The organism is Nocardia sp. N2S4-5 (assembly GCF_044628355.1).
Taxonomy (GTDB): Bacteria; Actinomycetota; Actinomycetes; order Mycobacteriales; family Mycobacteriaceae; genus Nocardia; species Nocardia wallacei_B.
The window spans coordinates 1878756-1902786 of the sequence record NZ_JBIUPM010000001.1 but is presented as its reverse complement, the minus strand read 5'-3'; the positions used below and the strand labels follow the sequence as shown (position 1 = coordinate 1902786).

Sequence of the window (24031 nt, the reverse complement as noted above, 5' to 3'; positions counted from 1 at the left end):
GCGAAGGCTATTGACAGCCACGAACGGCCTGCCGTATATGTTAATCACTCGCCTAATTTAGGCAGTCGATTAACTCGGTCAGCCCGGTCCCCGAACAGAGGAGTCCGAACGATGAGCAGCTTCGCGGCCGCCGGCCGAACCTCTGATCCCGGCGGGCCGCCGCACGGCCGGGTCGCGGTCGTCACCGGCGGCGCATCCGGTATGGGATCGGCCATCTGCCGGGCCTTCGCCGGGCACGGCCATCGCACCGCCGTGCTGGACATCGATGCGGCCGCCGCGCAGCGGACCGCCGACGAACTGCGGGCCGCGGGCGGCACCGCGATGGCGTGCCCCCTCGATGTGACCGACCGCGGCGCGGTCGAGGAGGCGCTGGGCAAGGTCCGCGCCGAGTTCGGCCCCGTGGAGATTCTGGTGACCAGCGCGGGCGCGGTCGGGTTCGCGCCGTTCACCGAGATCACCCCGGCGCAGTGGCACCGCATCATCGAGGTCAACCTGACCGGGACGTTCCACTGCGTCCAGGCCGCGATCCCGGACATGGTGACCGGCGGCTGGGGCCGCATCGTGACGATCTCCTCGTCCAGCGCGCAACGCGGTTCACCGGGCATGGTGCACTACACCGCGGCCAAGGGCGGCGTCGTCGCCATGACCAAGGGCCTGGCGCGCGAGTACGCGACCCGCGGCATCACGGTGAACACCATTCCGCCCTCGGGCATCGACACCCCTATGTCGCGCCGCTCGCAGGACGCGGGCCACCTGCCCGACAACGCCACCATGGCGAAGGCGATCCCGGTGGGGCACCTGGGCACCGGCGACGATATCGCCGCGGCGTGCCTGTTCCTGTGTTCGGACGCGGCGGGCTACATCACCGGCCAGGTATTGGGCGTGAACGGCGGGTCGGTCATATGACCGCGGCACCCCGGCTGGCGCCGCTACCGCCCGAGCAGTGGGACGAACACGCGCGAAATATGTTGCGGGGCAAGGTGAGCCTGGCCGACCGCTATCTGTCCGGCGCGCCCGACGCCCCGCCGATGCCGAACATCCTCGGCGTGCTCGGCCATCACGCCGAACTGGCCGGCGCCTGGCTGGCCTACAACGGCACACTGCTGGAGCGGTCCGCGCTCGACGCCCGGGACCGCGAACTGATCATCCTGCGGGTGGCGTGGCGCACCGACTCTACCTACGAGTGGGTACAGCACGTGCGCCTGGCGACGCGCGCCGGTGTCACCGACGAGCAGATCGCCGCCGTGGCCTGCGGGCCCGGGTCGCCGGTGTGGACCCCGTCGGACCGAGTGCTGCTGTCGGCCACCGACCAACTGCTCGACCGGCACGGCGTCGACGACGCCACCTGGGCGGAACTCGTGCGGCACTTCGACATTCGGCAGGTGCTCGAGGTGCTGTTCGTCGCCGGCTCCTACCTGTGCCTGGCGATGGTGTTCAACAGCGTCGGGCTGCAACTCGATCCGGATATGGCCCCGCCGCAGACTTTCGCACGACCGGAAACGGAGGAACGACCGTGACCCAATGGCCCAAGCCCGCCGAGGGCAGCTGGACGCAGCACTATCCCGACCTCGGGACGTCGATGATCTCGTTCGAGGATTCGGTGTCCCCGGAATTCTTCGAACTCGAGCGCGAGGCGATCTTCAAGCGCGCGTGGCTCAATGTCGGTCGTATCGAACAACTCTCGCGCACCGGCAGCTACTTCACCAAGGAGATCGAGGCCGCGCGTACCTCGGTGATCGTGGTGCGCGACCGCGAGGGGGAGATCAACGCCTTCCACAACGTGTGCCGCCACCGCGGCAACAAGCTCATGTGGAACGACTTCCCGCGCGAGGAGGTTTCGGGCACCTGCCGCCAGTTCACCTGCAAGTACCACGGCTGGCGCTACGACCTCGACGGCTCCCTGAATTTCGTGCAGCAGGAGGGCGAATTCTTCGACCTGAACAAGGACGAGTTGGGCCTGGTGCCCGTGCACTGCGACATCTGGGCGGGTTTCGTCTTCGTCAACCTGGACCCGAATCCGCAGCCGCGCCAGACGCTGCGGGAGTTCCTGGGCCCCATGGTCACCGCCCTCGACGGTTACCCGTTCGACAAGATGACCGAGTGGTACGTCTTCAGCGCCGACAACCAGAGCAACTGGAAGTTGTTCGCCGACGCCTTCCAGGAGTACTACCACGTCCCGGGTCTGCATCCGCAGCAGGTGCCCAATCCCGTCCGCACCGGAAAAGGCTTCGAGTGCGCGCACTTCCAGGTCGACGGCCCGCACCGGATGGTGTCCACGGGCGGCGCGCGCCGGTGGACGATGCCCGCGGAATACATGTATCCGATCGAGCGCATCACCCGCAGCGGCCTGGTCGGGCCGTGGGAGTCGCCGGATATCGGTGAGCTGCCGCCCGGACTGAATCCCGGCCGCATCGAACCGTGGGGGATCGACAATTTCCAGATCTTCCCCAATATCGAGATACTCATCTACCGCGGCTGGTATCTGCTCTACCGGTACTGGCCGACCTCCTACAACACCCACCGCTTCGAATGCGTGCTGGCCTACCAGCCGGCCCGCACGGTGCGGGAACGGGTCGAACACGAGGTCTCCTCGGTGGTGTTCAAGGAATTCGCCCTACAGGACGCGGGCATGCTGACCGGCACCCAGACCGCGCTGGAATCGGCCTACCGCACCGCGGGCCTCACCCGATTCCCGGTCAACGACCAGGAAATCCTGGTCCGCCATTTCCACAAGGCCGTCGCCGACCAGGTCGGCGCGTACCAGCGCGAACTGGCGGGGGTGTGACCGCCGTGGCCGAGGACCTGCTACCCCCGGAATTCGCCGAGTTCGAGCCGTTCGCGCACACCTGGTGCCTGGCAACGGAATCCGAGCGCTGGGCGCGCCGCATGGCCGCCACCATGCCCGAGCTGGTGACCTTCCACGACGCCTTCCTGCCGCGTCTGGACGAGGCCATCGCCTACTGCGACAAATTCCCGCTCGACGACCTGCCCGACGACGCGCTGCACCTGCTGCACCTGGTGTATTCGCTGGTGATGGTCGCCATGGCGGTCGAAATCTTCCAGCAGACCAGACCGACCGACAGCGCCGACGCCGAGATCACCCGGGTCGCCGAGCCGCTGCCGTGAGAGGGACGAACGATATGACGATCACCATCGACAGGCTCGGCCACGAGGTCGGCGCGGAGGTCAAGGGCGTCGAACGCGATCAGCTGCTGGCCGACGACGCGGTCGCCGACGCGGTGCTGGCGGCCCTGGAGGACAACGGCGTGCTGGTCTTTCGCGACCTGCACCTGGACCCCGAGACGCAGGTGGCGTTCTGCCGCAAGCTCGGCGAGATCGACACCGAGGCCGGCCACCATCCGGTCAAGGGCATCTACCGGGTCAGCCTCGACACCACCAAGAACTCCTCGGCGAGCTATCTGCGCGCGACCTTCGACTGGCACATCGACGGCTGCACTCCGCAGGACGACGCCTACCCGCAGATGGCCACCATGCTGACCGCCAAGGCCGTGGCCGCCAAAGGTGGGGAGACCGAATTCGCCTCCACCTACAAGGCTTACGACAATCTCACCGAATCCGAGCGGACGCGGCTGGCGTCGCTGCGCGTCGTGCATTCGCTCGAGGCCTCGCAGCGGCTGGTGACCCCGGACCCGACACCCGAGCAGCTGGCCGTGTGGCGCAGCCGCCGGGTGAAGGAACATCCGCTGGTCTGGACGCACAAAAGCGGGCGCCGCTCGCTGGTGCTCGGCGCCTCGACCGATCACGTCATCGGCATGGATCCGAAGGAGGGCCGGGCGCTGCTGGACGACCTCCTGCAGCGGTGCACCGCCCCGGATCGGGTCTACCGCCACGAATGGTCGGTCGGCGACACCGTCATCTGGGACAACCGCGGTGTGATTCATCGCGCCGCGCCCTACGAGCCGGACTCGCCGCGAGAGATGTTGCGCACCACCGTGCTCGGTGACGAGCCGATCCGATAGCCACCGCCCCACCCACGCCAGGAGAACACCATGCCTCGTTGGCCCAAGCCCGCCGAAGGCAGCTGGACCCAGCACTACCCGGAACTCGGCACCGCGCCGATGTCCTACGACGACTCCATCACCCCGGAGTTCTTCGAACTCGAGCGGGAGGCGATCTTCAAACGCGCCTGGCTCAATGTGGGGCGGGTCGAACAGCTTCCGCGCACGGGCAGCTATTTCACCAAGGAGATCGCCGCCGCGCACACCTCGGTGATCGTGGTGCGTGACCGCGAGGGGAACGTCAACGCCTTCCACAACATCTGCCGCCACCGCGGAAACAAGCTGGTGTGGAACGACTTTCCGCGCGAGGAGGTCTCCGGCACCTGCCGCCAGTTCACCTGCAAGTATCACGGCTGGCGCTACAACCTCGACGGCTCACTGAATTTCGTGCAGCAGGAAGAGGAGTTCTTCGACCTGGACAAGGACGCGCTCGGCCTGGTGCGCGTGCACTGCGAGGTGTGGGCGGGTTTCATCTTCATCAATCTCGCCGCGCAACCGCGCCAGTCCCTGCGAGAGTTCCTGGGCCCCATGGTCACCGGGCTGGAGGGCTACCCGTTCGACAAGCTCACCCAGCGGTTCACCTACCGGTCCGAGGTCGGCGCCAACTGGAAGCTGTACATGGACGCGTTCCAGGAGTTCTATCACGCGCCGGTGCTGCACGGTAAGCAGACGCCGGACAACTACTCCATGGCCGCCCAGCAGGCCGGTTTCGAGGCGCCGCACTACCGCCTCGACGGCCCGCACCGGCTGGTGAGCACGTCGGGCGTGGTCACCTGGGAACTCGATCCTTCGATGCGCAAGCCCATGGAGGACATCACCCGCAGCGGCCTGTTCGGACCTTGGGACGTACCGGATCTGGGGGAGATGCCCGCGGGGCTGAACCCGGCCGGTTGCGAACCCTGGGGTCTCGACTCGTTCCAGCTGTGGCCCAACTTCGTGATCCTGATCTGGTCCGGCGGGTGGTATCTGACCTATCAATACTGGCCGACCTCGCACAACACCCACACCTTCGAGGGCAACCTGTACTTCACGCCCGCCCGCAGCGCGCGCGACCGGGTGGCGCACGAGATGGCCGCGGTGACGTTCAAGGAGTACGGCTTGCAGGACAGCAGCACGCTGGAGGCGACCCAGATCATGCTGGAATCCCGTGCGGTGACGGCGTTTCCGCTGAACGACCAGGAGATCCTGCTCCGCCATCTGCACAAGGTGGCCGGCGACTGGGTCGAGGACTACCAGCGCGAGCGCGCGGAGGCGGTGCGGTCATGAGCAACCTGCTGCCGGCGGAATTCGCCGAACTCGAACCGTTCGCCGAAAAGTGGTGCCTGCCAACCGAAACCGAGCGCTACGCGCAACGGCTCGCCAGTACCATGGACGAGATGCAGCGGTTCTACGACGCGATCACTCCCCAGGCGGAGGAGGTGATCGGCTACTGCGACAAGTTCCCGCTCGACGATCTGCCCGACGAGGTACAGAACCTGCTGTACCTGCTGTATTCGATGATCCAGGTGTCCTTCCCGGTGGAGGTCTGGAGCCAGCCCCGCATCCCGGACACGGGGGTGGCCGCGCTGGAGTGCGTCCTGGAGCCCAATCCATGAGCGAAAAGTACACCGTCCTGCGCGCGGCCCGCTGGGTCGACGTGGCCACCGGCCAGGTGCACTCGCCCGCGTCGATCCTGGTGGAGGACAACGTCATTGCCGCCGTCGATCCGGCGGAGACGCCCGCCGACGCGCGAGTGGTCGATCTCGGTGACCTGACACTGCTGCCCGGGTTGATGGATATGGAGATCAACCTGCTCATCGGCGGCCCGGAGAATCCGTCGGGACTGCCCCACGCGATGCACGGCGTCCAGGACGACCCGGTGTACCGGACACTGCGGGGCACGGTCAATGCCCGCACCACCCTGCACGCCGGATTCACCACGGTGCGCAATCTCGGCCTGATGGTGAAGACCGGCGGCTACCTGCTGGACGTCGATCTGGGCCGCGCCATCGAGCAGGGCTGGGTGGAGGGGCCGCGCATCGTCGGGGCCGGGCACGCCATCACGCCGACCGGCGGCCACCTCGACCCCACGATGTTCCAGCGCCTCGCCCCGCACATCATGCCGCTGAGCGTGGAGGAGGGGCGCGCCAACGGGGTGCCGCAGGTGCGGGAATGCGTGCGCTACCAGATCAAATACGGCGCCGAGGTCATCAAGATCTCGGCCTCGGGCGGGGTGATGTCGCACGGCACCGTTGCCGGCGCGCAACAGTATTCCGACGAGGAACTGGCCGCGATCGTCGACGAGGCGCACCGCGCCGGAGTCCGGGTCGCCGCGCACGCGCACGGCGACGCCGGGATCCGGGCATGCATCCGCGCGGGCGTGGACTGCATCGAGCACGGGTCGCTGGCCTCCGACGACACCATCGCCATGATGGTCGAGCACGGCACGTTCCTGGTGCCCACCAGCTACCTGTCCGAGGGCCTGGACGTCTCCAAAGCCGCTCCCGCACTGCAGAAGAAGGCCGCCGAGGTCTTCCCGAAGGCGCGCGAGACGCTGCGCAAGGCGATCGCCGCCGGAGTCAAGATCGCCTGCGGCACCGACGCGCCCGCCGTTCCGCACGGCGACAACGCCAAGGAACTGTGGGCCCTGGTCGACCGGGGCATGACACCCGCCCAGGCCCTGCGCGCCGCCACCGTCACCAGCGCCGAACTCATCGGCGCGGACGACCGCGGGCGACTCGAACCGGGTCTGCTGGCCGACATCATCGCCGTACCGGGCGATCCCACGGCCGACATCACGGTGCTGCAGGACGTGCGGTTCGTGATGAAGGACGGCCGGATCGCCAAGCAGCCCTGAGCGACCGAGCACACCGACAAGGAGATCGCAACATGGCCAAGGCCGTGCCGTCACGGCAGCAGCTGTACATCGGCGGTGCGTGGGTCGCGCCCGGCACCACGGACACCATCGAGGTGATCTCACCGCATACCGAGCAGCCCGTCGCCCGGGTGCCCGCGCCGGGGCACGCGGATGTCGATCGCGCGGTCGCGGCGGCGCGCACGGCCTTCGACGAGGGACCGTGGCCGCGGCTGGACCCGAGCGAACGCATTGCCGTGGTGCGCGAATTGGCCGAGCTGTTCCGGCCGCGCCAGGAGGAACTCGCCCAGCTGATCACCACCGAGATGGGCGCCCCGATCACCTTCTCCCGCTCGGCGCACGCCCGGCTGCCCGGTGCGATGATCGGCGCCTTCGCCGACGTCGCGGCCAAACACCCGTGGCAGGAGACGCGCGCCGGAGCCTTCGGCGGTGTGGTCGAGGTGTATCGGGAACCGGTCGGGGTGGTCGCCGCGATCATCCCGTGGAACATGCCGATGTTCCTGACCGTGGCGAAACTGGTGCCCGCCTTACTCGCCGGGTGCACGATCGTGCTCAAACCCTCGCCGGAGACGGCGCTGGACGCCTACTTCATGGCCGATCTGCTCGAGCAACTGGACCTGCCGCCCGGTGTGGTCAGTATCCTGCCCGGCGACCGCGAGGTCGGCCGGTATCTGGTTTCGCACCCCGGCGTCGACAAGGTGTCCTTCACCGGGTCCACCGCGGCGGGCCGGGAAGTGGCCGCCGCGTGTGGTTCCGCGCTGCGGCGGGTCGGTCTCGAGCTGGGCGGTAAATCCGCCGCGGTCGTGCTCGACGACGCCGACCCCGAGACCGTCGCCACGGGGATAGCCGTGGCGGGCCTGATGAACAGCGGCCAGGCCTGCGTCGCACAGACGCGGATCCTGTTGCCGCGCAGCAGGTATCACGACTACGTCGATGCCCTGGCGGGCATGGTGGAGAACCTCCCCGTCGGTGATCCGTTCGACCCGGCGACCCGGGTCGGCCCGATGGTGACCGAGCGCCAGCAGCTGCGAGTCTCCGGATACATCGAGCAGGGGCGGCGCGAGGGCGCCCGGCCGCTGGTGGGCGGCATCGGATTCCCCGACGGCATCGACCGCGGCTGGTACGTGCGGCCGACGCTGTTCGTCGATGTCGACAACGCCATGCGGATCGCCCAGGAGGAGATCTTCGGGCCGGTGCTCGGGGTCATCGCCTACGACGACGAGGACGACGCCGTGCGTCTCGCCGACGCCACCGAGTACGGGCTGTCCGGCTCGGTCTGGACCGCCGATGTCGACCGCGGTCGCGCCGTCGCGCGCCGAATCCGCAGCGGCACACTGGGAATCAACGCGGCCTACAGCATGGACCCGGCCGCGCCGTTCGGCGGGGTGAAGGCCAGCGGCATCGGGCGCGAGTTCGGCCCGGAGGGACTGGACGGGTTCCTCGACACCAAATCGGTCTCCGTCGCGGCGGACGTCCGGAGCGGAGGATAATCGTGCGATTGAGCTTCGACGAGGACGTGGAGCGTTTCCGCGCGGAGTTCGTGGCCTTTCTCGACGAGCATCTGCCCGCCGAGGCCGAGGCGGTCGAACGAGCCCGCTCCACCGCGCACATCCCCGAGTGGGCACGCCGCTGGCAGCGCGTGCAATTCGAGCACGGCTGGCTGATCCCGGGCTATCCGCCGCGCTTCGGCGGCCGCAACGCCGGGGTCCTGGAGCAGTACGTGCATCAGGAGGAACTGGCCAAGCGGCGGATCTATCAGACGTTCAACCCGCAGGGACTGGGGATCGTCGCCGCCTCGCTGATCACCTTCGGCACGCCCGAACAGCAAGAGCAGTGGGCGATCCCGATCCTGCGCGGCGAGCGTACTGCCTCGCTCGGGATGAGCGAGCCCGGCGCGGGTTCGGACCTCGCGGGGCTGCGCACCCGCGCGGTGCTCGACGGCGATCACTTCGTGGTCAACGGCCAGAAGATCTGGACCTCCGGCGCGCACGACGCCGATGTGCTGCTTGCCTTCGTCCGGACCGACCCGGACGCGGCCAAGCATCGCGGCATCTCGGCCCTGCTGATCCCCACCGACACCCCTGGCGTGGAACGCCGCCCCTTCGCCTCGGTCACCGCCAGGCACGACGTGGACCTGAACGAGGTGTTCCTCAGCGATGTCGTGGTGCCCGCCGGGAATCTGGTCGGCGAGTTGCATCGCGGCTGGGCCGTGGCGAACGGCTCGCTGGGCCACGAGCGGACCCTGCTGTGGCTCAGCTACGCCGACCGGCTCGACCATCTGGTCGAGCAGTTCCATCCGGTGACGGAACTGGACGCCGACCGCTACGCCGGTCTGGTCCTCGACAGCTACGCCCTGCGCCTGCTCGGCTCGGCCGCCCTGGCCCGCGCGGCCCAAGGCGACGTCGATGTCGCCGCCCTCTCGGTCCTCAAGCTGTTCGGCTCCGAAGCCATCCAGCGCGCCACCGAAAGCGCCCTGGCCGCAACGGGTTCCGACGGACTCGACCAGGACGTCGTCACCGCCCACTTCAGCCCGCTCAACCCCGAGGCCACCGCCCCCGGCTGGTTCGAACGCTACGCCCGCACCTTCGCCCACACCATCGCCGGCGGCACCTCCGAGATCCAGCGCAACATCATCGCCCAACGCGTCCTCGGCCTGCCCCGGTAGGCGCGACCCGGATCGACACCAGCTGCATGTACATGGTCTCCAGGTACTTCTCGAAGTCGTTCTCGCCCCTTTCGCGGCTGTTGCCACATGAATGATGTTGCGTAACATTGGTTTCCTTCATCAGGCGGAACGAGTCCTACTTGGCGGACTTGTCACCGCGCTCGGACTCGGTGTGTCGTGAGATGTCCTTCACTGAACAGTCGCCGGGGAACTCGAACAACCGTGATCGGGGTTTCATCGTGTATTGCCTCCCGTTGCTGATCGGTGAGGTCACCCGGAGTCAGAGCTGGCCCGCCGGAGTTTGTAGGAGTTTGCGTCGACCGGCCGAAAACGTTGTGTTTGAACGCATGTGAGGGTGATCATCGAGGCTGCAAGGCGCAACCCTCACAAACACAGAAGGCCCTCACCATGCGACTACTCGGCGGCCCCAGCGGCGTCAACGGATCACCACGGCTATGGACGGCGGACAACGGCGTCTACTTCGCACAGGGCTACCCTGTACCCGGCGAACCGGCCAAGGTGCGCATTCCTCACGATCTGCTCCATTACATGGAGCCCGGCATGTGTTTCGACACGGACCTGACCGACATCGGCAACGGCTGGTACGTAATGGTCGGGACCACCATCACCGACCAACAGGTCTTGAACACCATGCAGATACCCGGTCATGAGACTGCCGTGGCGGTCCCGGTCCGAAAGGACGATCGCTGATGCTTCTCATTCCGGCAGGCCCGGAGTTCGATCAACTGTTCCACGACGCCAAGGCTCGCGCGTTCCACCTTGAAACGCAGGACTCGTACGGGCAAGTCGCCGAAGAGATCGAGATGATGGGCAAGTTCCTGCGTGGCGAACCGTACGAGTACCCGCCGAACTGGGATCACTGGTTCCAACTGATGAAGACGACCACGAGCGCGGGCAGGTCGGTGCAGCGGGTCCGAGTGGTGACCGAGCCGCACGGCGACTACACCAGGTTCGCGCTCGACTACACCACTCGATTCAACCAGCCCTCCGGCGAAGATATCCGTTGGCTGCCGAGGCATTCCATCGACCCTGCCGAACTGACGCCGGATGACTGGTGGCTCTTCGACGACGACACTGTGTTGTTCACGATCTTTACCAGCGCAGGCGATTTCGCGGGAGGAGCCCTCACCCGCGATCCGGTCATCGCACAGCGTTGTGTGACCGTGCGGGACCGGGCGTGGCAACTGGCTACACCGCACGACAGATATATTGCGGCAACGTGAGCAGTGTTCAACAGGCCCGTGAGAACCTCGGCATCCGATTGCGGGAACTCCGCAGGGATGCCGGGCTCACGGGTGTCGGCCTCGCCGATCGCATCGGCTGGGATAACTCGAAGGTATCCCGCATCGAGCACGGACGGCAGACTCCCAACGAGGACGACATACGGGCCTGGTGCGCGGCCACCAACGCCACCTTGCATGTCCCAGATCTCATCGCGTTGGTACGCAATATCGAAGCGGCATGGGCGGAATGGCGGCGCATCGTCGGCCACGGCCACGCCGGACGCCAACGCAAGGCGGTCGCCGACGAAGCCGGAACATCACTGGTGCGTGCATTCGAACCGCTGATCGTGCCCGGCCTTCTGCAAACACAGAACTACGCGCGCCACATCATCGAAACCTGCATCGGGTTCGTGGGCGGCACAGACGATCTCGACGCAGCGATTACCGCACGCATGGAGCGACAGCGAGTCCTGCGCGAAGGCGTGCACCGATTCAACTACCTGATCGCCGAGCAAGTGCTGTCCACCACGGTCGGGTCCGATGCGATCATGGTCGAACAGCTCGAGCACCTGGCCGAGTTGATGCGGATACCGCGCCTGTCGCTCGGCATCGTTCCGGCAACTGCTGAGTTCGTCTATACGACAACAAACTTCGTGTTCTATGACCGTCGCATGGTGCAGGTGGAAACCATCACCGCCGAGTTGACGATCACTCAGCCGCGCGAACTCGCCTATTACGAGAAGGCATTCACCGCCTTGTCGGCGCAGGCCGTCGTCGGCGATGCAGCTCGTTCATTGATCGGGTCGGCACTCGACGCCCGACGCTCATAGAGCCAGGGGCGTCAGCGAAGGCGCTCGCCGCACGCTACCTGTGCGAACTCGTGCACAGATGGGCCGTCGACTACTGTGCCGAGGTGCCTCCCTACTCCGTCGCGTAGCCCAGGATGGCCTTGGTCTCCAGGTACTCCTCGAACCCGTCCTCGCCCCATTCGCGGCCGTTGCCGCTCTTGCGGTAACCGCCGAAGGGGGCGTGGAAGTCGAAGGCGTCGTTGACCGTCACCCAGCCGGCGCTGATGCGGCGGGCGACGGCGCGGGCCTGCTCGAGGTCGGCGCCGGCGACATTGGCGGCGAGACCGTACTCGGTGTCGTTGGCGATCTCCACGGCCTGGTCGAGATCGTCGTAGCCCAGGATGGTCAGGACCGGGCCGAAGATCTCCTCGCGGGCGATGGTCATGTCGTTGGTGACGTTCGCGAACACGGTCGGCTTGACGTAATAGCCCTTGGTCAGGCCCTCGGGACGGCCGGTGCCGCCCGCGACGAGAGTGGCGCCCTCGTCGATGCCCTTCTGGATCAGGGCCTGGATCTTGTCGAACTGCGCACCGGACACCACCGGACCCAGCGCGACGTCTCCGGTCGGATCGCCTACGGACAGTTGCGAAGCCGCGTCCCGGGCCGCCGCGATCGCGTCGTCCATGCGGGTGCGCGGCACCAGCATCCGCGACAGCGCGCTGCAGGTCTGGCCGGAGTTGTTCATCAGGGTCGCGACGGCGCTGCCGACATTGGCCGCCAGTCCCGCGTCGTCGAGGACGACGTTCGGGCTCTTGCCGCCCAGCTCCTGGGTGACCCGCTTGACGGTGGGCGCGGCGTTCTTGGCGATCTCGATGCCCGCGCGGGTGGAACCGGTGAAGGAGATCAGGTCCACGCCGGGATGCGCGGACAGCGGCGCGCCCACACTCGGGCCGTCGCCCTGCACGAGATTGAACACTCCGGCGGGAATCCCTGCGGCATCGAGGATTTCGGCGAAGATCTGCCCGCTGAACGGCGACTGCTCCGAGGGCTTGAGCACCACCGTGCATCCGGCGGCCAGGGCGGGGAAGACCTTCACCGCGATCTGGTTCAACGGCCAGTTCCACGGCGTGATCAGACCGCAGACCCCGATCGGTTCCTTGACGATCAGGGTGGCGCCGCGCGGCTGTTCGAAGGAGTAGTTCTCCAGGATCTCGATGACCGTCGCCAGATGCCCGGCGCCGAGATCGACCTGGAAGCCGCCCGCCAGCGCGGCCGGGGCGCCCATCTCCTCGGTCAGCGCCGCGGCGAGATCCCCACGGCGCCTGCCGTATTCGTCACCGATCGCGCGTAACACCGCGAGCCGATCGGTGACGGAGATGGCCGCCCAGCCCGGGAACGCCTGCCGCGCGGCCGCCACCGCCTGATCCACGTCGGCGGCCGAGCCGCTCGCGACCCGCCCGGCGACCTCCTCGGTGGCCGGGTTCACCACGTCGAATGTCCGCGGCTCGGCCGGATCGACCCACTTGCCGCCGATGTAGAACTTCGAATATTCGCGCATCACTGCTGTCCTTCCGCGTACCAGGTGCGGAACTCGTCGTAGCTCGGCATCTCCTCCGAGTTCGCCTTCGGATCGACGGCGACGTGGATGACGCCCGGCCGCCCGCTGGCGTAGGCCCGCTTGATGGCCGGTGCGATGTCCTCGTCGCGTTCGACGTATTCGCCGTAGCAGCCGAAGCCCTCGGCCACCTTGTCCAGCCGCACGTCCTTGCTCCAGTGCACGCCGGTCTCGAGCGACCCGTGCCCGAACGTGCGCTTGTAGACGCCGACCTCCAGGCCCCACGCATAGTCCACGGCGACCACGCAGACCAGCGGAAGGTTCAGGCGCGCAGCGGTTTCCAGCTCCGCGATCTGGAACTGGAACGACGAGTCGCCGGTGACCAGCATGACCGGCCGCTTACCGCCGTCGGCCACCGAGGCGCCCACGGCGTAGGGCAGGCCGGTGCCCAGATGCCCGAAGTTCTGGTTCCAGATCACGTCGTGCGGCTTGGCCTGGGAGTAGGTCCAGCCGAAGATCGTGGTGGCGCCGCCGTCGCGGACCATGATGCCGTCCGGCGGGAAGGCCTTGGTGGCCTCCACGATCATCCGCGCGGGATGCACCGGCGACTCGCCGGCGGGCGCGGTCTCGGCCAGCTCCGCCAGTTGCGCGGCGTCCTGTTCGATCCAGCGCCGCAGCTCCGGGGTCGGCGTGCGCGGAGTGTCTTGCAGCGCCTCCACCAGCTGCGGCACGATGGCCCGCAGATCGCCGACGAGCGGCACATCGATCGGCCGGTTCACGCCGATGGCCGCCGGATCCTGTTCGATCAGAATCCATTTCCGGTTGGCCTCGTTCGCCACCCAGTGCCGCCCGCGCCCGAAGTGCACCGGCTCGCCGAGTTCGGTGCCGATGGCCAGCACCAGATCCGACTGCACCACCGCCTCCAGCCCGGCCTTGGAGAAGCCGTACGGGAAGGTGCGATCCTCCAGCCCCTTGATGTAGGAGGTACCGCCGGAGGTCTGCAGCACCGGCGCCGCGACGAGATCGGCCAGCGCCTTCACCGACTCCCCGGCCCGCGCGGTGTGCACCCCGTGCCCGACCAGCAGGATGGGCTGCTTCGCCGCGCGGATGTATTCCACCGCCTCGGCCACCTTGTCGGGACCGGCGGTCTGGCCGACGAGCCGATAAGCCTTGGGGGGCAACACCGGTGGCACGTCGAGTTCCTCGGTGATCACGTGCGACGGGTACTCGATGTACACCGGTCCCGGCGTGCCCGACAGCGCCTTGCGCAGGCCCTCGCGGATGATCTCGTCGGTCTGGTCCGCGTATTCGATACTGGCGCTGTACTTCACGGAGTTCTCGATCAGCGGCGCCTGCTGCACGAACTGGATCCGGCCGCGCCGCACCCGCTGCTCGGTGATGCGGGCGCGCTGTCCGCCGAGGAAGACGATGGGGGAGTTCTCCACCTTGGCGCACATCACCGAACCGGCCAGGTTCGCGATCCCCGGGCCGAGTGTGGCGATGGCCAGCGCGGCCTTCCCGGTCATTCGCGACACCGCCTCGGCCATGAACCCGGCCGACTCCTCGTGGTGCGGCGCGACGACATTCCAGCCGCGCTCCTCGGCGAGATGGAACAGGTGCACGAAATTCGGGTCGGGGATGCCGAAAATCGTCCTGATGCCCTCGGCTTCGAAGAGGTCCAGAATGCGTTCGTAAACCTTGACTGCCATGCTTGTCCTCACTTCCCTGCCCTGGCCATCGCGAAGCTGCCGCCGATGTGGTCGACGTGAGCCGACGCGGGCGGCAGGATCCAGGAGTTGTCGGTATTGCGAATCTCGTCGATGCGCGCGGCGACCTCGCCGACGGTCCACGAGGGCTGATACACGCCCGGCGTCTCGGCGATGTAGGCACGCGCCACCCGGCCCGCGATCGACACCAGCAATTCGCCGCTGAGCGTGCAGGTTTCGTGCGCCAGATAGCCGACCGCGGGCGCCACGAGTTCCGGCCGCATGTCCGGATAGGCCGAGGTGTCGATGCCCGCGGCCATCCGGGTGAGCGCCGAGGGCACGATGACGTTGGACTTGACGCCCACCTCCGCCCCCTCCAGCGCGACCACGTTGGACAGCCCGATCACCCCGGCCTTGGCCACCGCGTAGTTGGCCACCGCCTTGTTGCCGTAGAGACCGCCGATGGAGGAGGTCAGGACCACCCGCCCGTATCCGGCCTTGCTCATCACCGGGAAACCGGCGCGCACCACGTGGAAGGCGCCGCGCAGGTGCACATCCACGACGGCCTCGAAATCCTCGTAGCTCAGTTCGGTGAGTGACCCGTAGCGAACGTTTCCCGCGTTGTGGATCAGGATGTCGAGGCGGCCGAAATGGTCCAGCGCCGATTCCACGATCGCCCGCCCGCCCGCGGGCGTGGCCACCGAGTCGGTATTGGCGACCGCCTCGCCCCCGGCGTCCGTGATGGCCTGGGCGGCCTCCGCGGCCACATCGGCCTCGAAGACGTCGCCGCGGGTGGTGCCGCCGACATCGTTGACCACCACCTTGGCGCCCAGGGCGGCAAGGAGTTCGGCGTAGGCGCGCCCCAAACCGCGGCCGGCGCCGGTGATGACGGCGACGCGATCGTCGAATCTCAAGTCTGACAAGGTGTTCGGTCCTCTCCGGGGTTCTCGGGGCGGGTCATCGGCCCAGCGCCAAACCCTCCAGGTCGCCGGCGTCGCGCCAGCCCTGCAACATCTCCTCCAGCACGTAGAAGCCGCCCCAGAACGGGTCGCCCAGGAACGAGCGGCCGTTCGGCTCGCCCTCGCTGTTGTAGTAGCCGGGCGTGCATTCCGAGACGAAGGTGCTGTTGTCGACGGTGTTCGCGCGGATGGTCTGCACCCAGCCCTCCTCGGCGTCGGCGGTGGGTTCCACCACGGCGACGCCGCGCTCCTGGGCCTGCTTCACGATGTAGGCGATGTGATCGGCCTGCTGCTCGAACATCAGGGTGGTGGCCGCGGTGACGCCGCCCTGGATGAACCCTGTGAAGTAGATGTTCGGGAAACCGTGCGTGGTGATGCCGTGCAGTGTCCGGAAACCCTTGCCCCAGTGCTCGTAGAGCGAGCGGCCGCCGCGGCCGGTGAACGGCTCGATGTCGTACTGGCGCTCGAGGGAGGTGGTGATCTCGAAGCCGCTGGCGAAGATGATGCAGTCCACCTCGTGCTCGACGCCGTGGGCGATGATGCCGTTCGCGGTGATGCGTTCGACGCCCTTGGTGTCGGACACATCGACCAGGGTCACGTTGGGGCGGTTGAAGGTCGGCAGGTATTCGTCGTTGAAGACCGGCCGCTTGCACATATTGCGGTAGTACGGCTTGAGCTTCTCCGCCGTCTGCGGGTCCTCGACGATCTCCTCGACGCGCCGGCGCAGCCGCTCCATCGCCCGATAGTCCTCGATCTCCTTGAGTTCCAGGAACTTCGCGGGATCGGCGAGCGCGGCCCAGCCGCCGGTCTCGTTCAGCTTCGCGGCCAGGTTGCGCGCGACCTCGGTCCAGCCGTCGCAGATCAGGTCCGGCTCGCCGGGGCTGTAGAACGCGAAGGCGGCGTTGTGGAAGTTGCGCTGCCGCTCGGCCCGCCAGCCCGGCCGCAGCGACTTCGCCCATTCCGGATCGGTCGGGTAGTTGTCCCGCTCGAAGATGTAGGACGGGGTGCGCTGGAAGACGGTGAGATGCTTCGCGCCGCGCGCCAGATGCGGAATCGCCTGCACCGCAGTGGAACCCGTGCCGATGATCGCGACTCGCTTGTCGCCGAGACGGTCCAGGCCGCCGTGCAGATTGCCGCCGGTGTACTCGTAGTCCCAGCGGGCGGTGTGGAAGGTGTGCCCCCGGAAATCCTTGATGCCGGGGATCCCGGGCAGTTTCGGGCGGTTGTAGGGGCCCTGGCACATCACCACGAAACGGGCGCGGATATCGTCGCCCCGATTCGTGCCGATCCGCCAGCGCTTGATCTGCTCGTCCCATTCCAGCGAGCGCGTCAGGGTATGGAAGATCGCCTTGTCGTACAGGCCGAAATGCTTGCCGATGCGCTGCGCGTGTTCGTAGTTCTCGTCGCCGTGGGTGAACTTCTCCGTCGGCATGTAGCCGGTTTCCTCGATCAGCGGCAGATACGTGTAGGCATCCGAGTCGACCTGAATTCCGGGATAGCGGTTCCAATACCAGACGCCGCCGAAGTCACCGCCCAGCTCCACGATCCGGAAATCGGTGACGCCCGCCTGCAGCAGCCGGTGCGCGGTGATGAGCCCGGCGAAACCGCCGCCGAGCACGACCACCTCGACATCGGCGTCGATCGGTGCGCGCGGTGTCACCGGCAGATGCGGATCGCTCTCGTAGAATTCCGCGAACTCGTCCTCGGCCTCGAGATACTGCTGCTGGCCCTCGGGCCGCAGCCGCTTGTCCCGCTCCGCCAGGTACTTGAGGCGTAACGCTTCCTTGTCGACGTCGGGCGTTACCGTGGGTTCGCAGTGCTGCATTCGGATGTCCTAGATCTCTTGCTCGAAGTTCGTGGGCGGGACGCCACGGTCAGGTCAGCTCGCGGGGCTCGCCGGTGCCCATATACGAGGCGAGGTTGTGATGCAGGTTGACGATGCTGCGTTCGCGGTACGGATTGGGCTTGGCGCCGGTGAAACCGCGCGACTTCAATCCCTTCTGCACGGCGGCCATATTCGAGAAGTCCTGCGGGAGAACGGTTCTCCAGTTGGGGTCGCCCTCGGGGGTGTACTCCCATTCCGTTTCCGGCTCCTCGCCGGGCGGGAACAGCTCGAACACCGCCGCCTCGAAGATGCACTTGTCGGGGTCGTAGCCGTAGGGCCGGAACCGGTAGCACAGCATGTTGTTCAGCGCGTGGCCGATCTGGAAGTTGGGGAAGATCTGCCATGCCGTCCCGGCCTGGGCGACGATGTCGGGATCGACCTTCGGCCAGACCACGCCGCGCGCCTCGTCCTCGGAGCGGGCGGTGTCGAGCCAGTAGCGCAGCACCTCGTTGGCCGGGGTGCCCTCGGGCAGCTCGTCGACCAGCCGATTCGCGACGTCGACCAGGGTGCGGGTGGTGTTGGTGTTGGCGTTCTCCCAGGTGAAGTTCTGCAGCGTGGCCGTCGACACCCGCGCGTCGGGACCGGCGCCCAGCCGCACCTTGGCCTGGTTCTCCTCCATGCCCTTCGGCGCGTCGTAGCCGATGTTGCTGTGCTTGCCCTGCGCCCGCGCCCAGCCGAGGAACTGGCCGAAATTCATGAACTCCGGGTGGGTGTAGGGCACGTGGTAGGTCTCCATGAACGCCTCGAAGGCGACCTTCCAGTTGCAGTCGAAGGTCAGCCACCGGCGCCACCGGTAACGCATGTTCTCCAGCTCGAAATGCTCGAGCAGACTGGCGGCGGGCTCCAGGTACTCACGCAGCGGGCCGGCGTCGGGGTCCAGATTGATCCAGATCCAGCCGCCCCAGGTGTCCACCCGCACCTGATTCAGTCCGTCGTTGCGGTTCAGCCCGCACGGCCAGTCCTCGCGTTCGGCCACGAAGGTGTTGTTGCCCTCCAGGTCGTAACGCCAGCCGTGGAAGCCGCAGACGAACTGCTTGCGGCTGCCGCGGGCGTGGTGCTCACCCGGCGGGGTATCGACGAGGCGGCGGCCGCGATGTGCGCACACGTTGTGGTAGGCGCGGATCGTGTCGGGAGCGGTGCGCACCACGATGATCGAGTCGTCCTGGATCTCGTAGGTGAGGAAGTCGCCGACGCGGGGAATCTCCTCGACCCGGTCGACCTGCTGCCACACCTTGGCCCAGAGTTTGTCGCGTTCGGCGCGCGCGTACTCCTCGGAGATGTACGCGTCGACGCCGATGACCAGCGGCGTCGACAGCGGTTCGGCCGCCTGCGGCGCCGTTGTGCCCGTGGCGTTTTCCGAGTGGGTATCGACGGTTTCGGTCATCACATCCTCCTCATGAGAACCGCGGTGTCAGCGTGTGATGGCGGCGCGGAACGACTCGTCCTTCAGGAACAGCGAGGTGTTGTCGGCGCCGAGGTGGGTCCATTTGAGATTCAGCCCGCCGTCGACCAGCAGCGTCTGCCCGGTGATGTAGGTCGACAGGTCCGACAGCAGGAACAGGATCGGCCCGGCCTGCTCGTCCGGGGTGCCGCGGCGGCCCATGGCGATGGCCAGCCGGTCGCGGTCGGGGGCCTCGTCGACGTAGGCGCCCGAGGCCGGGGTCTCGGTGACGCCGGGGGCGACGGCGTTCACCCGGATGCCGTCGAGGGCCAGTTCGACGGCCATGGTGCGGGTCGCCGACACCAGCGCGGCCTTGGCCGTGCCGTAGGCGATATGGAAAGGGGCGGTGTTCATTCCGCTGATCGAGGAGATCGACACGATCGACCCGCCGCGCCCGTGCGACTTCAGCTCCGCGGCCACCGCCTGGCTCATGAAGAACATCGTTTCCAGGTTCTGGGTGAACAGCCCGCGCCAGTCCGCCCGGGTCACCCGGGTGGACGGCATCCAGGTCGACGGTGCGGCGCCGCCGGCGACATTGACCAGTCCGTGCAGTTCGCCGTCGGCCCGGCGGGCGTGCTCGAGCACCGTCGCGATGCCCTCGTCGGTGGCCGCGTCGGCCGCGACCGGCAATACCGAAAGCCCCTCGGCCGCCAGGGGTTCGACGTGTTTCGCCAGATTCTCCGCCGACCTGCTGACCGCGATCACGGTGGCGCCCGCGCCCGCGACCTTGCGGGTCACCGTGGTGCCGATGCCGCCGCCGCCCGCGCCCGAGACGATGACGACGCGGCCCCGGAGCCCGAATCCGTTGTCACTCACGGCCGCTCACGCCTCCTCGCGCAGCGCCAGGACGCTGCCCTCGGCATCGGCGGAGACGTAGAGGGTGCCGTCCGCCGCGGCGGCGATCCCCGCGAACGGTCCCATCGGACCGGAGAACGGCGGCGTCCCGAGCAGCGGTTTGGGCACCACTCCGGGCGGCGCGCCGATCGGGAGGCCGGAGGCGAGCGTGGTGCGTGCCTTGGTCTCGAGATCGACCCGGACCACGTTCTTCGCACCGGCGTCGACGATGTGTAATTGCCCGTCGCGCACCAGGATTCCGTGCGGCGTCTCCAGCCCGTCCACCACCGTGTCGACACCGGCGGGACCGACCGAGACCACGCGCCCGGCGCCGGATTCGGAGACCAGGACCGTGCCGTCCGGGCCGAAGGCGACCCCCAGCGGCGCGTTCAGCCCGGCGGCCAGCACCTCCACCTCGCCCGGCCGCACCGACAGCACCCGGCCCGCGCCCAGCTCGGCGGCGACGATCGCGCCGCCGGGGGCGAGCCCGACACCGTAGAGCTGGTCGAAACCGTCCGCGACGACCTGTGGCTCCTCGGCCGAACCCGGGCGGTAGTAGGAGATCTGACCGGTAGAGGTGGCGCAGACGAACTCGCCCGGACCCACGGCCGCGACGCCGCGCACATAGCCGGGGTTACCCGGGCTGAAAAGCGAGGCGACAGTGTGCAATTCGCCGTCGCGCAGGACGTAGAAGAAGGTGCCGTCGGCGACGTAGAGGCTGCCGTCGGGGGCGACGGTGAGATCCAGCGGCCAGAGCAGGCCGCCGGGCAGCACCGGCTTTGTCTCGCCGCCGGTGCGGATTTCGGTGATCGCGCCGGAGAAGTGCGACACGAACAACCGGTCGCCGACGAAGGTGCAGTTGTCCAGGCCCGGCTCCAGGCGCGCCAGCACCTGCCGGTCGCCGGTGCGCGGATCGATGCGCAGCACCTCGCCCGACGCCGCCTGGGTGGAGACGAGGAAGCCGTCGGCGTCGAATTTCACCGAGTCGGGGGAGCCGAGATCGCCCGCGACCCGTTGCGGCGCACCGCCGTCGGGGTCGATGCGCCAGATGTCGTTGGTGCCCATGACCGGGTAGTAGAGGAGGCCGTCGGGGCCGACCTCCATGGCATTGGGCATCGGCAGGTTGTCCTGCAGCACGCGCGGCGCACCGCCGTGGAGGGGCAGTTCCATGAGCCGTCCGCCGATGCGGCACTCGTTGACGAACAGGCGGCCGTTGTGCACGGTGATGCCGTTGGCGCCGGGCAGATCGGCGCGGAGCACGCGGGTGCGGCCGTCGGTGCCGCGCACGCTGACTCGCGCGTCCATGTACTCGGTGGCGACGAGATTGCCCTCGGGGTCGAAGGCCAGGTCGTCGGGGGCGACGATGTCACCGCCCTTGGCGCTGACGGTTTCCAGCTCGCCGGTGCCGACGTCGAGTGCGCTGATCTGGCTGCCGGCGACCTGGGCCACGTAGATGCGGCCGTCGGGACCGGTGCGCAGACCGTTCGCGCCGAACAGGCGGCTCGGTGTGGTGAGCCGTTCCAGGCTCCAGCCCTGCGCGAGGGTGGTCGATGCGGTGCCGCTGTAGCGCGCCCCTGTAGTCAAGGCGGGGCCTCCGAGTGGTGAGAAGTTTGTTGGTCTTGTGGTGTCGCTGACCTGCTGCATTACGGAAATGTCATTCCGCTGGTATGCACCGCAGGCCCTGTAACGCGCATCACGCTACTTCAATCCTCATAAGGATAGCAATACTTGTGCCGTTACTTACCGTGGAGTAGTCGGTCGCCCGGCTGTTGTGGGTATGCGCGACTGTGCTCGGAAGGTGCACGGGTGCATGGCTATTCGCCGCTGGAGGCGTCAGGCGTGGCCCGGTGGCTGGACGGCAGGGCGGCGATGTCGATCCGGATTGCCTCCGGCCGTTCGGCTGATAATTGATTCTCATGAAAAGAGAATACGATTACCGTCCAGCTGGCGGACCGGCTTCACCCAACCGGGGAGACGCGGTCAGATCCGGGTGCGCGGACCGGACCGCATGGCGAGGCGGGCGCCGCTGCGGGAGGCGTTGACCACGCCGTCGTCGAAGCGTTCGAGGACCACGGCCTGGGTCGCGGCCAGGTGGGTGCGGTACAACTGCTCGGCCTCGTCGGCCCGGCCCGCCGCGATGTCCTTGACGAGGCGGCGGTGCGTGCGCACCGCCTCGGCGGCCTCGGCGGGGGACGGGTACTCGCCGCGGCGGGCCTGCGCCTCGGCCCACGTCTCCTCCTGGACCGACCACAGCGCGACCAGGGTGCTGACCACGTAGCGGACGGTGAGGTTCGGGGTGAAGGAGACGATGAGGTCGTGGAATTCGCGGGCGGTGTGGGTGAAGGCCACGCCGTCGTCGACGAGTTCGGCCGACTTGTCGACGTTCTCGGTGAGCGCCGGTATCACGGTTTCCGCGCGGTCGGGCCGCCTGGCGCACTCGGCCGCGCAGGTCGGCTCCAGCATGCGCAGGCCGGTGGCGAGGTCGCCCAGGGTGACGTGCGCGGCCTGCAGGGCGAGCCCGAGGTGATAGGCCGCCGACATCTCGTCGGGCCGGTGCACCTCCGCGCCGCCGACATTGCCCCGGCGCACCGTGACCAGGCCCTCGGTCTCCAGGATGCGCAGCGCCTCGCGGATCGAGGGGTAGCTGACGCCGAAGTCCTGCACCAGCTGGTCCTGGGTGGGCAGCCGGTAGTTCTCGTCGCCGGCCAGGATGCGCGAGCGCAACTCGGCGGCAACGGTTTCGGCGATCCGGCGCTGCGGCACGCGGCCGCGCTTGGCTGCGGTCATGCGGGCCGCCGCCCGGGGATCGTGCACGCGCGCGTCGCCTCGGTCATGGCGGCAGTGTAGTCAACGGCGAACTGACCATACAAATATTGCTATCCTTATGAGGATTGAAGTACTGTGCGGCAATGGACTTCACGATGGGTGAGTCCGCCGCGGAACTCCGGGCCGAGTTGCGGCGGCTGATAGCCGAGGAGGTCCCCGCCGATTATCTCGGCGCGTTCACCGACGATCCCGCCGATCTGGCTGTCGCCCAACGGTTCTGCCGGGTGCTCGCCGATCGGGGCCTGCTCTGCGCGGCCTGGCCGGAGGAGTTCGGCGGCCGCGGCGCCTCGGTGTGGGAGCAGACCGTCGTCCGCGAGGAGATGTGGGCGCACCACGAACCCCGCGGGGCGCAGTATATGGGAGTCAACTGGGTGGGGCCGACCATCATGCGGCACGGGACGCCCGAACAGCAGCGCAAGCATCTGCCGCCGATCGCGCGCGGCGAGGTCATCTGGTGCCAGGGTTTCAGCGAGCCCGACTCCGGGTCCGACCTGGCGTCGCTGCGCACCGCCGCGCGCCGGGACGGTGACGGCTGGCGCATCTCCGGGCAGAAGATCTGGACCTCCTACGCCACCATGGCGCAGTGGATCTTCCTGCTCGCGCGCACCTCCTCGGAAGGCCGGAAACAGCAGGGGCTCACGGTCTTTCTGGTGCCGATGTCGGATCCGGGGATCGAGGTACGGCCGATCCGGTCGATGCTCGGGCCGCATCATCTCAACGAGGTGTTCCTCGACGGTGTCCGCGCGACCGAGGCCGACGTGCTGGGCGAGGTCGACCAGGGCTGGTCGGTGGTCGGGGAGGTACTGGCCTTCGAACGGGTCGGCATCGCCCGCTACGCCCGCTGCGACCGCCTGCTGCGCGCCGCCCCCGAGGTGCTCGGGCCGCGCTGGGAACAGGTTCCGGCCGAGTTGCACGCACGCTGGATGCGGGCGCTGACTCGTGCCCGGCGGGCCCGGCTGCTGGCCTACCAGGTGGTCGCCACGCAGAGCGCCGGGCAGGTGTCGCCCGCCGACACCGCCGCCTATCGCATCGCGGTGACCAGACTGGATCAGGAGAGCGCGAGCGTTCTCAGCGAACTGTCCGGCTACGTCACCGCAGACGGCGACGCGCAACGCCGCTTCCGCCGCGCCGTGGAGGACCACTGGCGCTACGCCAACGCCGCGACCGTCGCCTCGGGCAGCGTCGAAATGCAGCAGATCCTCTTGGCCCGATCGCTCTTGGGCCGGTCCCGCCGAGCGGGTGCGGTCGCATGAGC

Annotated in this window: 22 protein-coding genes; 14 read left to right on the top strand and 8 right to left on the bottom strand. The window is 68.0% G+C overall.

Annotation, left to right across the window (positions count from 1 at the left end):
• The first annotated feature begins 111 nt into the window (after positions 1 to 111).
• From ACFMRZ_RS08260 to ACFMRZ_RS08200, 13 genes are all read left to right on the top strand, one after another.
• On the top strand, positions 112 to 906 hold the full coding sequence (locus ACFMRZ_RS08260) for an SDR family NAD(P)-dependent oxidoreductase (protein ID WP_280271285.1): 795 nt from the start codon (positions 112 to 114) through the stop codon (positions 904 to 906).
• Positions 903 to 1517, top strand: a complete 615-nt coding sequence (locus ACFMRZ_RS08255; RefSeq protein WP_400178576.1) for a carboxymuconolactone decarboxylase family protein — start codon at positions 903 to 905, stop codon at positions 1515 to 1517. Before ACFMRZ_RS08260 ends, ACFMRZ_RS08255 begins: the two co-directional genes overlap by 4 nt.
• Complete coding sequence (locus ACFMRZ_RS08250) at positions 1514 to 2785, top strand: aromatic ring-hydroxylating dioxygenase subunit alpha (protein WP_280271283.1); 1272 nt, start codon at positions 1514 to 1516, stop codon at positions 2783 to 2785. Before ACFMRZ_RS08255 ends, ACFMRZ_RS08250 begins: the two co-directional genes overlap by 4 nt.
• Positions 2786 to 2790: 5 nt before the next feature.
• Positions 2791 to 3126 carry a hypothetical protein gene (locus tag ACFMRZ_RS08245; protein ID WP_280271322.1) on the top strand — a complete coding sequence of 112 codons (336 nt, stop codon included), beginning with the start codon at positions 2791 to 2793 and terminating at the stop codon, positions 3124 to 3126.
• A gap of 14 nt (positions 3127 to 3140) precedes the next feature.
• Positions 3141 to 3980 (top strand): TauD/TfdA dioxygenase family protein, encoded by an 840-nt coding sequence (locus tag ACFMRZ_RS08240; protein WP_400178574.1) that lies wholly within the window; start codon positions 3141 to 3143, stop codon positions 3978 to 3980.
• Between the two features lie 30 nt (positions 3981 to 4010).
• On the top strand, positions 4011 to 5285 hold the full coding sequence (locus ACFMRZ_RS08235; protein WP_280271281.1) for an aromatic ring-hydroxylating dioxygenase subunit alpha: 1275 nt from the start codon (positions 4011 to 4013) through the stop codon (positions 5283 to 5285).
• The gene (locus ACFMRZ_RS08230; RefSeq protein WP_400178572.1) at positions 5282 to 5614 is read left to right on the top strand and encodes a hypothetical protein; all 333 of its coding nucleotides are present in this window, start codon (positions 5282 to 5284) and stop codon (positions 5612 to 5614) included. Before ACFMRZ_RS08235 ends, ACFMRZ_RS08230 begins: the two co-directional genes overlap by 4 nt.
• Positions 5611 to 6855: an amidohydrolase family protein gene (locus ACFMRZ_RS08225; protein ID WP_400178571.1), complete on the top strand. Its 1245-nt coding sequence runs from the start codon at positions 5611 to 5613 to the stop codon at positions 6853 to 6855. Before ACFMRZ_RS08230 ends, ACFMRZ_RS08225 begins: the two co-directional genes overlap by 4 nt.
• A 32-nt stretch (positions 6856 to 6887) precedes the next feature.
• The gene (locus ACFMRZ_RS08220; protein ID WP_400178570.1) at positions 6888 to 8363 is read left to right on the top strand and encodes an aldehyde dehydrogenase; all 1476 of its coding nucleotides are present in this window, start codon (positions 6888 to 6890) and stop codon (positions 8361 to 8363) included.
• A gap of 2 nt (positions 8364 to 8365) precedes the next feature.
• Entirely contained in the window at positions 8366 to 9538 is a 1173-nt protein-coding gene (locus tag ACFMRZ_RS08215; RefSeq protein WP_280271277.1) for an acyl-CoA dehydrogenase family protein, read from the top strand.
• A gap of 408 nt (positions 9539 to 9946) precedes the next feature.
• The gene (locus ACFMRZ_RS08210) at positions 9947 to 10249 is read left to right on the top strand and encodes a hypothetical protein (RefSeq protein WP_400178569.1); all 303 of its coding nucleotides are present in this window, start codon (positions 9947 to 9949) and stop codon (positions 10247 to 10249) included.
• A complete protein-coding gene (locus ACFMRZ_RS08205; protein WP_400178568.1) occupies positions 10249 to 10782 on the top strand; it encodes a DUF6879 family protein in 534 nt (177 codons plus the stop codon). The genes ACFMRZ_RS08210 and ACFMRZ_RS08205 overlap by 1 nt, the downstream gene beginning before the upstream one ends.
• Positions 10779 to 11612: a helix-turn-helix domain-containing protein gene (locus ACFMRZ_RS08200; RefSeq protein ID WP_400178567.1), complete on the top strand. Its 834-nt coding sequence runs from the start codon at positions 10779 to 10781 to the stop codon at positions 11610 to 11612. Before ACFMRZ_RS08205 ends, ACFMRZ_RS08200 begins: the two co-directional genes overlap by 4 nt.
• Positions 11613 to 11703: 91 nt before the next feature.
• Here ACFMRZ_RS08200 and ACFMRZ_RS08195 read toward each other — a convergent pair whose 3' ends face one another.
• The 8 genes from ACFMRZ_RS08195 to ACFMRZ_RS08160 all read right to left on the bottom strand — a co-directional run bounded on the left by ACFMRZ_RS08195 (position 11704) and on the right by ACFMRZ_RS08160 (position 22737).
• Positions 11704 to 13128 (bottom strand): aldehyde dehydrogenase family protein, encoded by a 1425-nt coding sequence (locus ACFMRZ_RS08195; RefSeq protein ID WP_400178566.1) that lies wholly within the window; start codon positions 13126 to 13128, stop codon positions 11704 to 11706.
• Positions 13128 to 14834, bottom strand: coding sequence for a thiamine pyrophosphate-binding protein (locus tag ACFMRZ_RS08190; RefSeq protein WP_280271275.1), 1707 nt, complete (start codon positions 14832 to 14834; stop codon positions 13128 to 13130). Before ACFMRZ_RS08190 ends, ACFMRZ_RS08195 begins: the two co-directional genes overlap by 1 nt.
• A gap of 8 nt (positions 14835 to 14842) precedes the next feature.
• On the bottom strand, positions 14843 to 15754 hold the full coding sequence (locus tag ACFMRZ_RS08185) for an SDR family NAD(P)-dependent oxidoreductase (protein WP_400178565.1): 912 nt from the start codon (positions 15752 to 15754) through the stop codon (positions 14843 to 14845).
• 34 nt (positions 15755 to 15788) lie between these two features.
• Positions 15789 to 17615, bottom strand: a complete 1827-nt coding sequence (locus ACFMRZ_RS08180; RefSeq protein WP_400178564.1) for a flavin-containing monooxygenase — start codon at positions 17613 to 17615, stop codon at positions 15789 to 15791.
• Between the two features lie 49 nt (positions 17616 to 17664).
• Positions 17665 to 19059, bottom strand: a complete 1395-nt coding sequence (locus ACFMRZ_RS08175) for an SRPBCC family protein (RefSeq protein WP_400178562.1) — start codon at positions 19057 to 19059, stop codon at positions 17665 to 17667.
• A 27-nt stretch (positions 19060 to 19086) separates the two neighbouring features.
• Positions 19087 to 19932, bottom strand: coding sequence for an SDR family NAD(P)-dependent oxidoreductase (locus ACFMRZ_RS08170; RefSeq protein WP_400178561.1), 846 nt, complete (start codon positions 19930 to 19932; stop codon positions 19087 to 19089).
• A gap of 6 nt (positions 19933 to 19938) precedes the next feature.
• A complete protein-coding gene (locus ACFMRZ_RS08165; RefSeq protein WP_400178560.1) occupies positions 19939 to 21594 on the bottom strand; it encodes an SMP-30/gluconolactonase/LRE family protein in 1656 nt (551 codons plus the stop codon).
• Between the two features lie 336 nt (positions 21595 to 21930).
• Positions 21931 to 22737 carry a FadR/GntR family transcriptional regulator gene (locus ACFMRZ_RS08160; RefSeq protein WP_280271269.1) on the bottom strand — a complete coding sequence of 269 codons (807 nt, stop codon included), beginning with the start codon at positions 22735 to 22737 and terminating at the stop codon, positions 21931 to 21933.
• A gap of 122 nt (positions 22738 to 22859) precedes the next feature.
• Between ACFMRZ_RS08160 and ACFMRZ_RS08155 the strand changes: the two genes are divergently transcribed.
• Entirely contained in the window at positions 22860 to 24029 is a 1170-nt protein-coding gene (locus ACFMRZ_RS08155; protein ID WP_400178559.1) for an acyl-CoA dehydrogenase family protein, read from the top strand.
• Positions 24030 to 24031 lie beyond the last annotated feature (2 nt).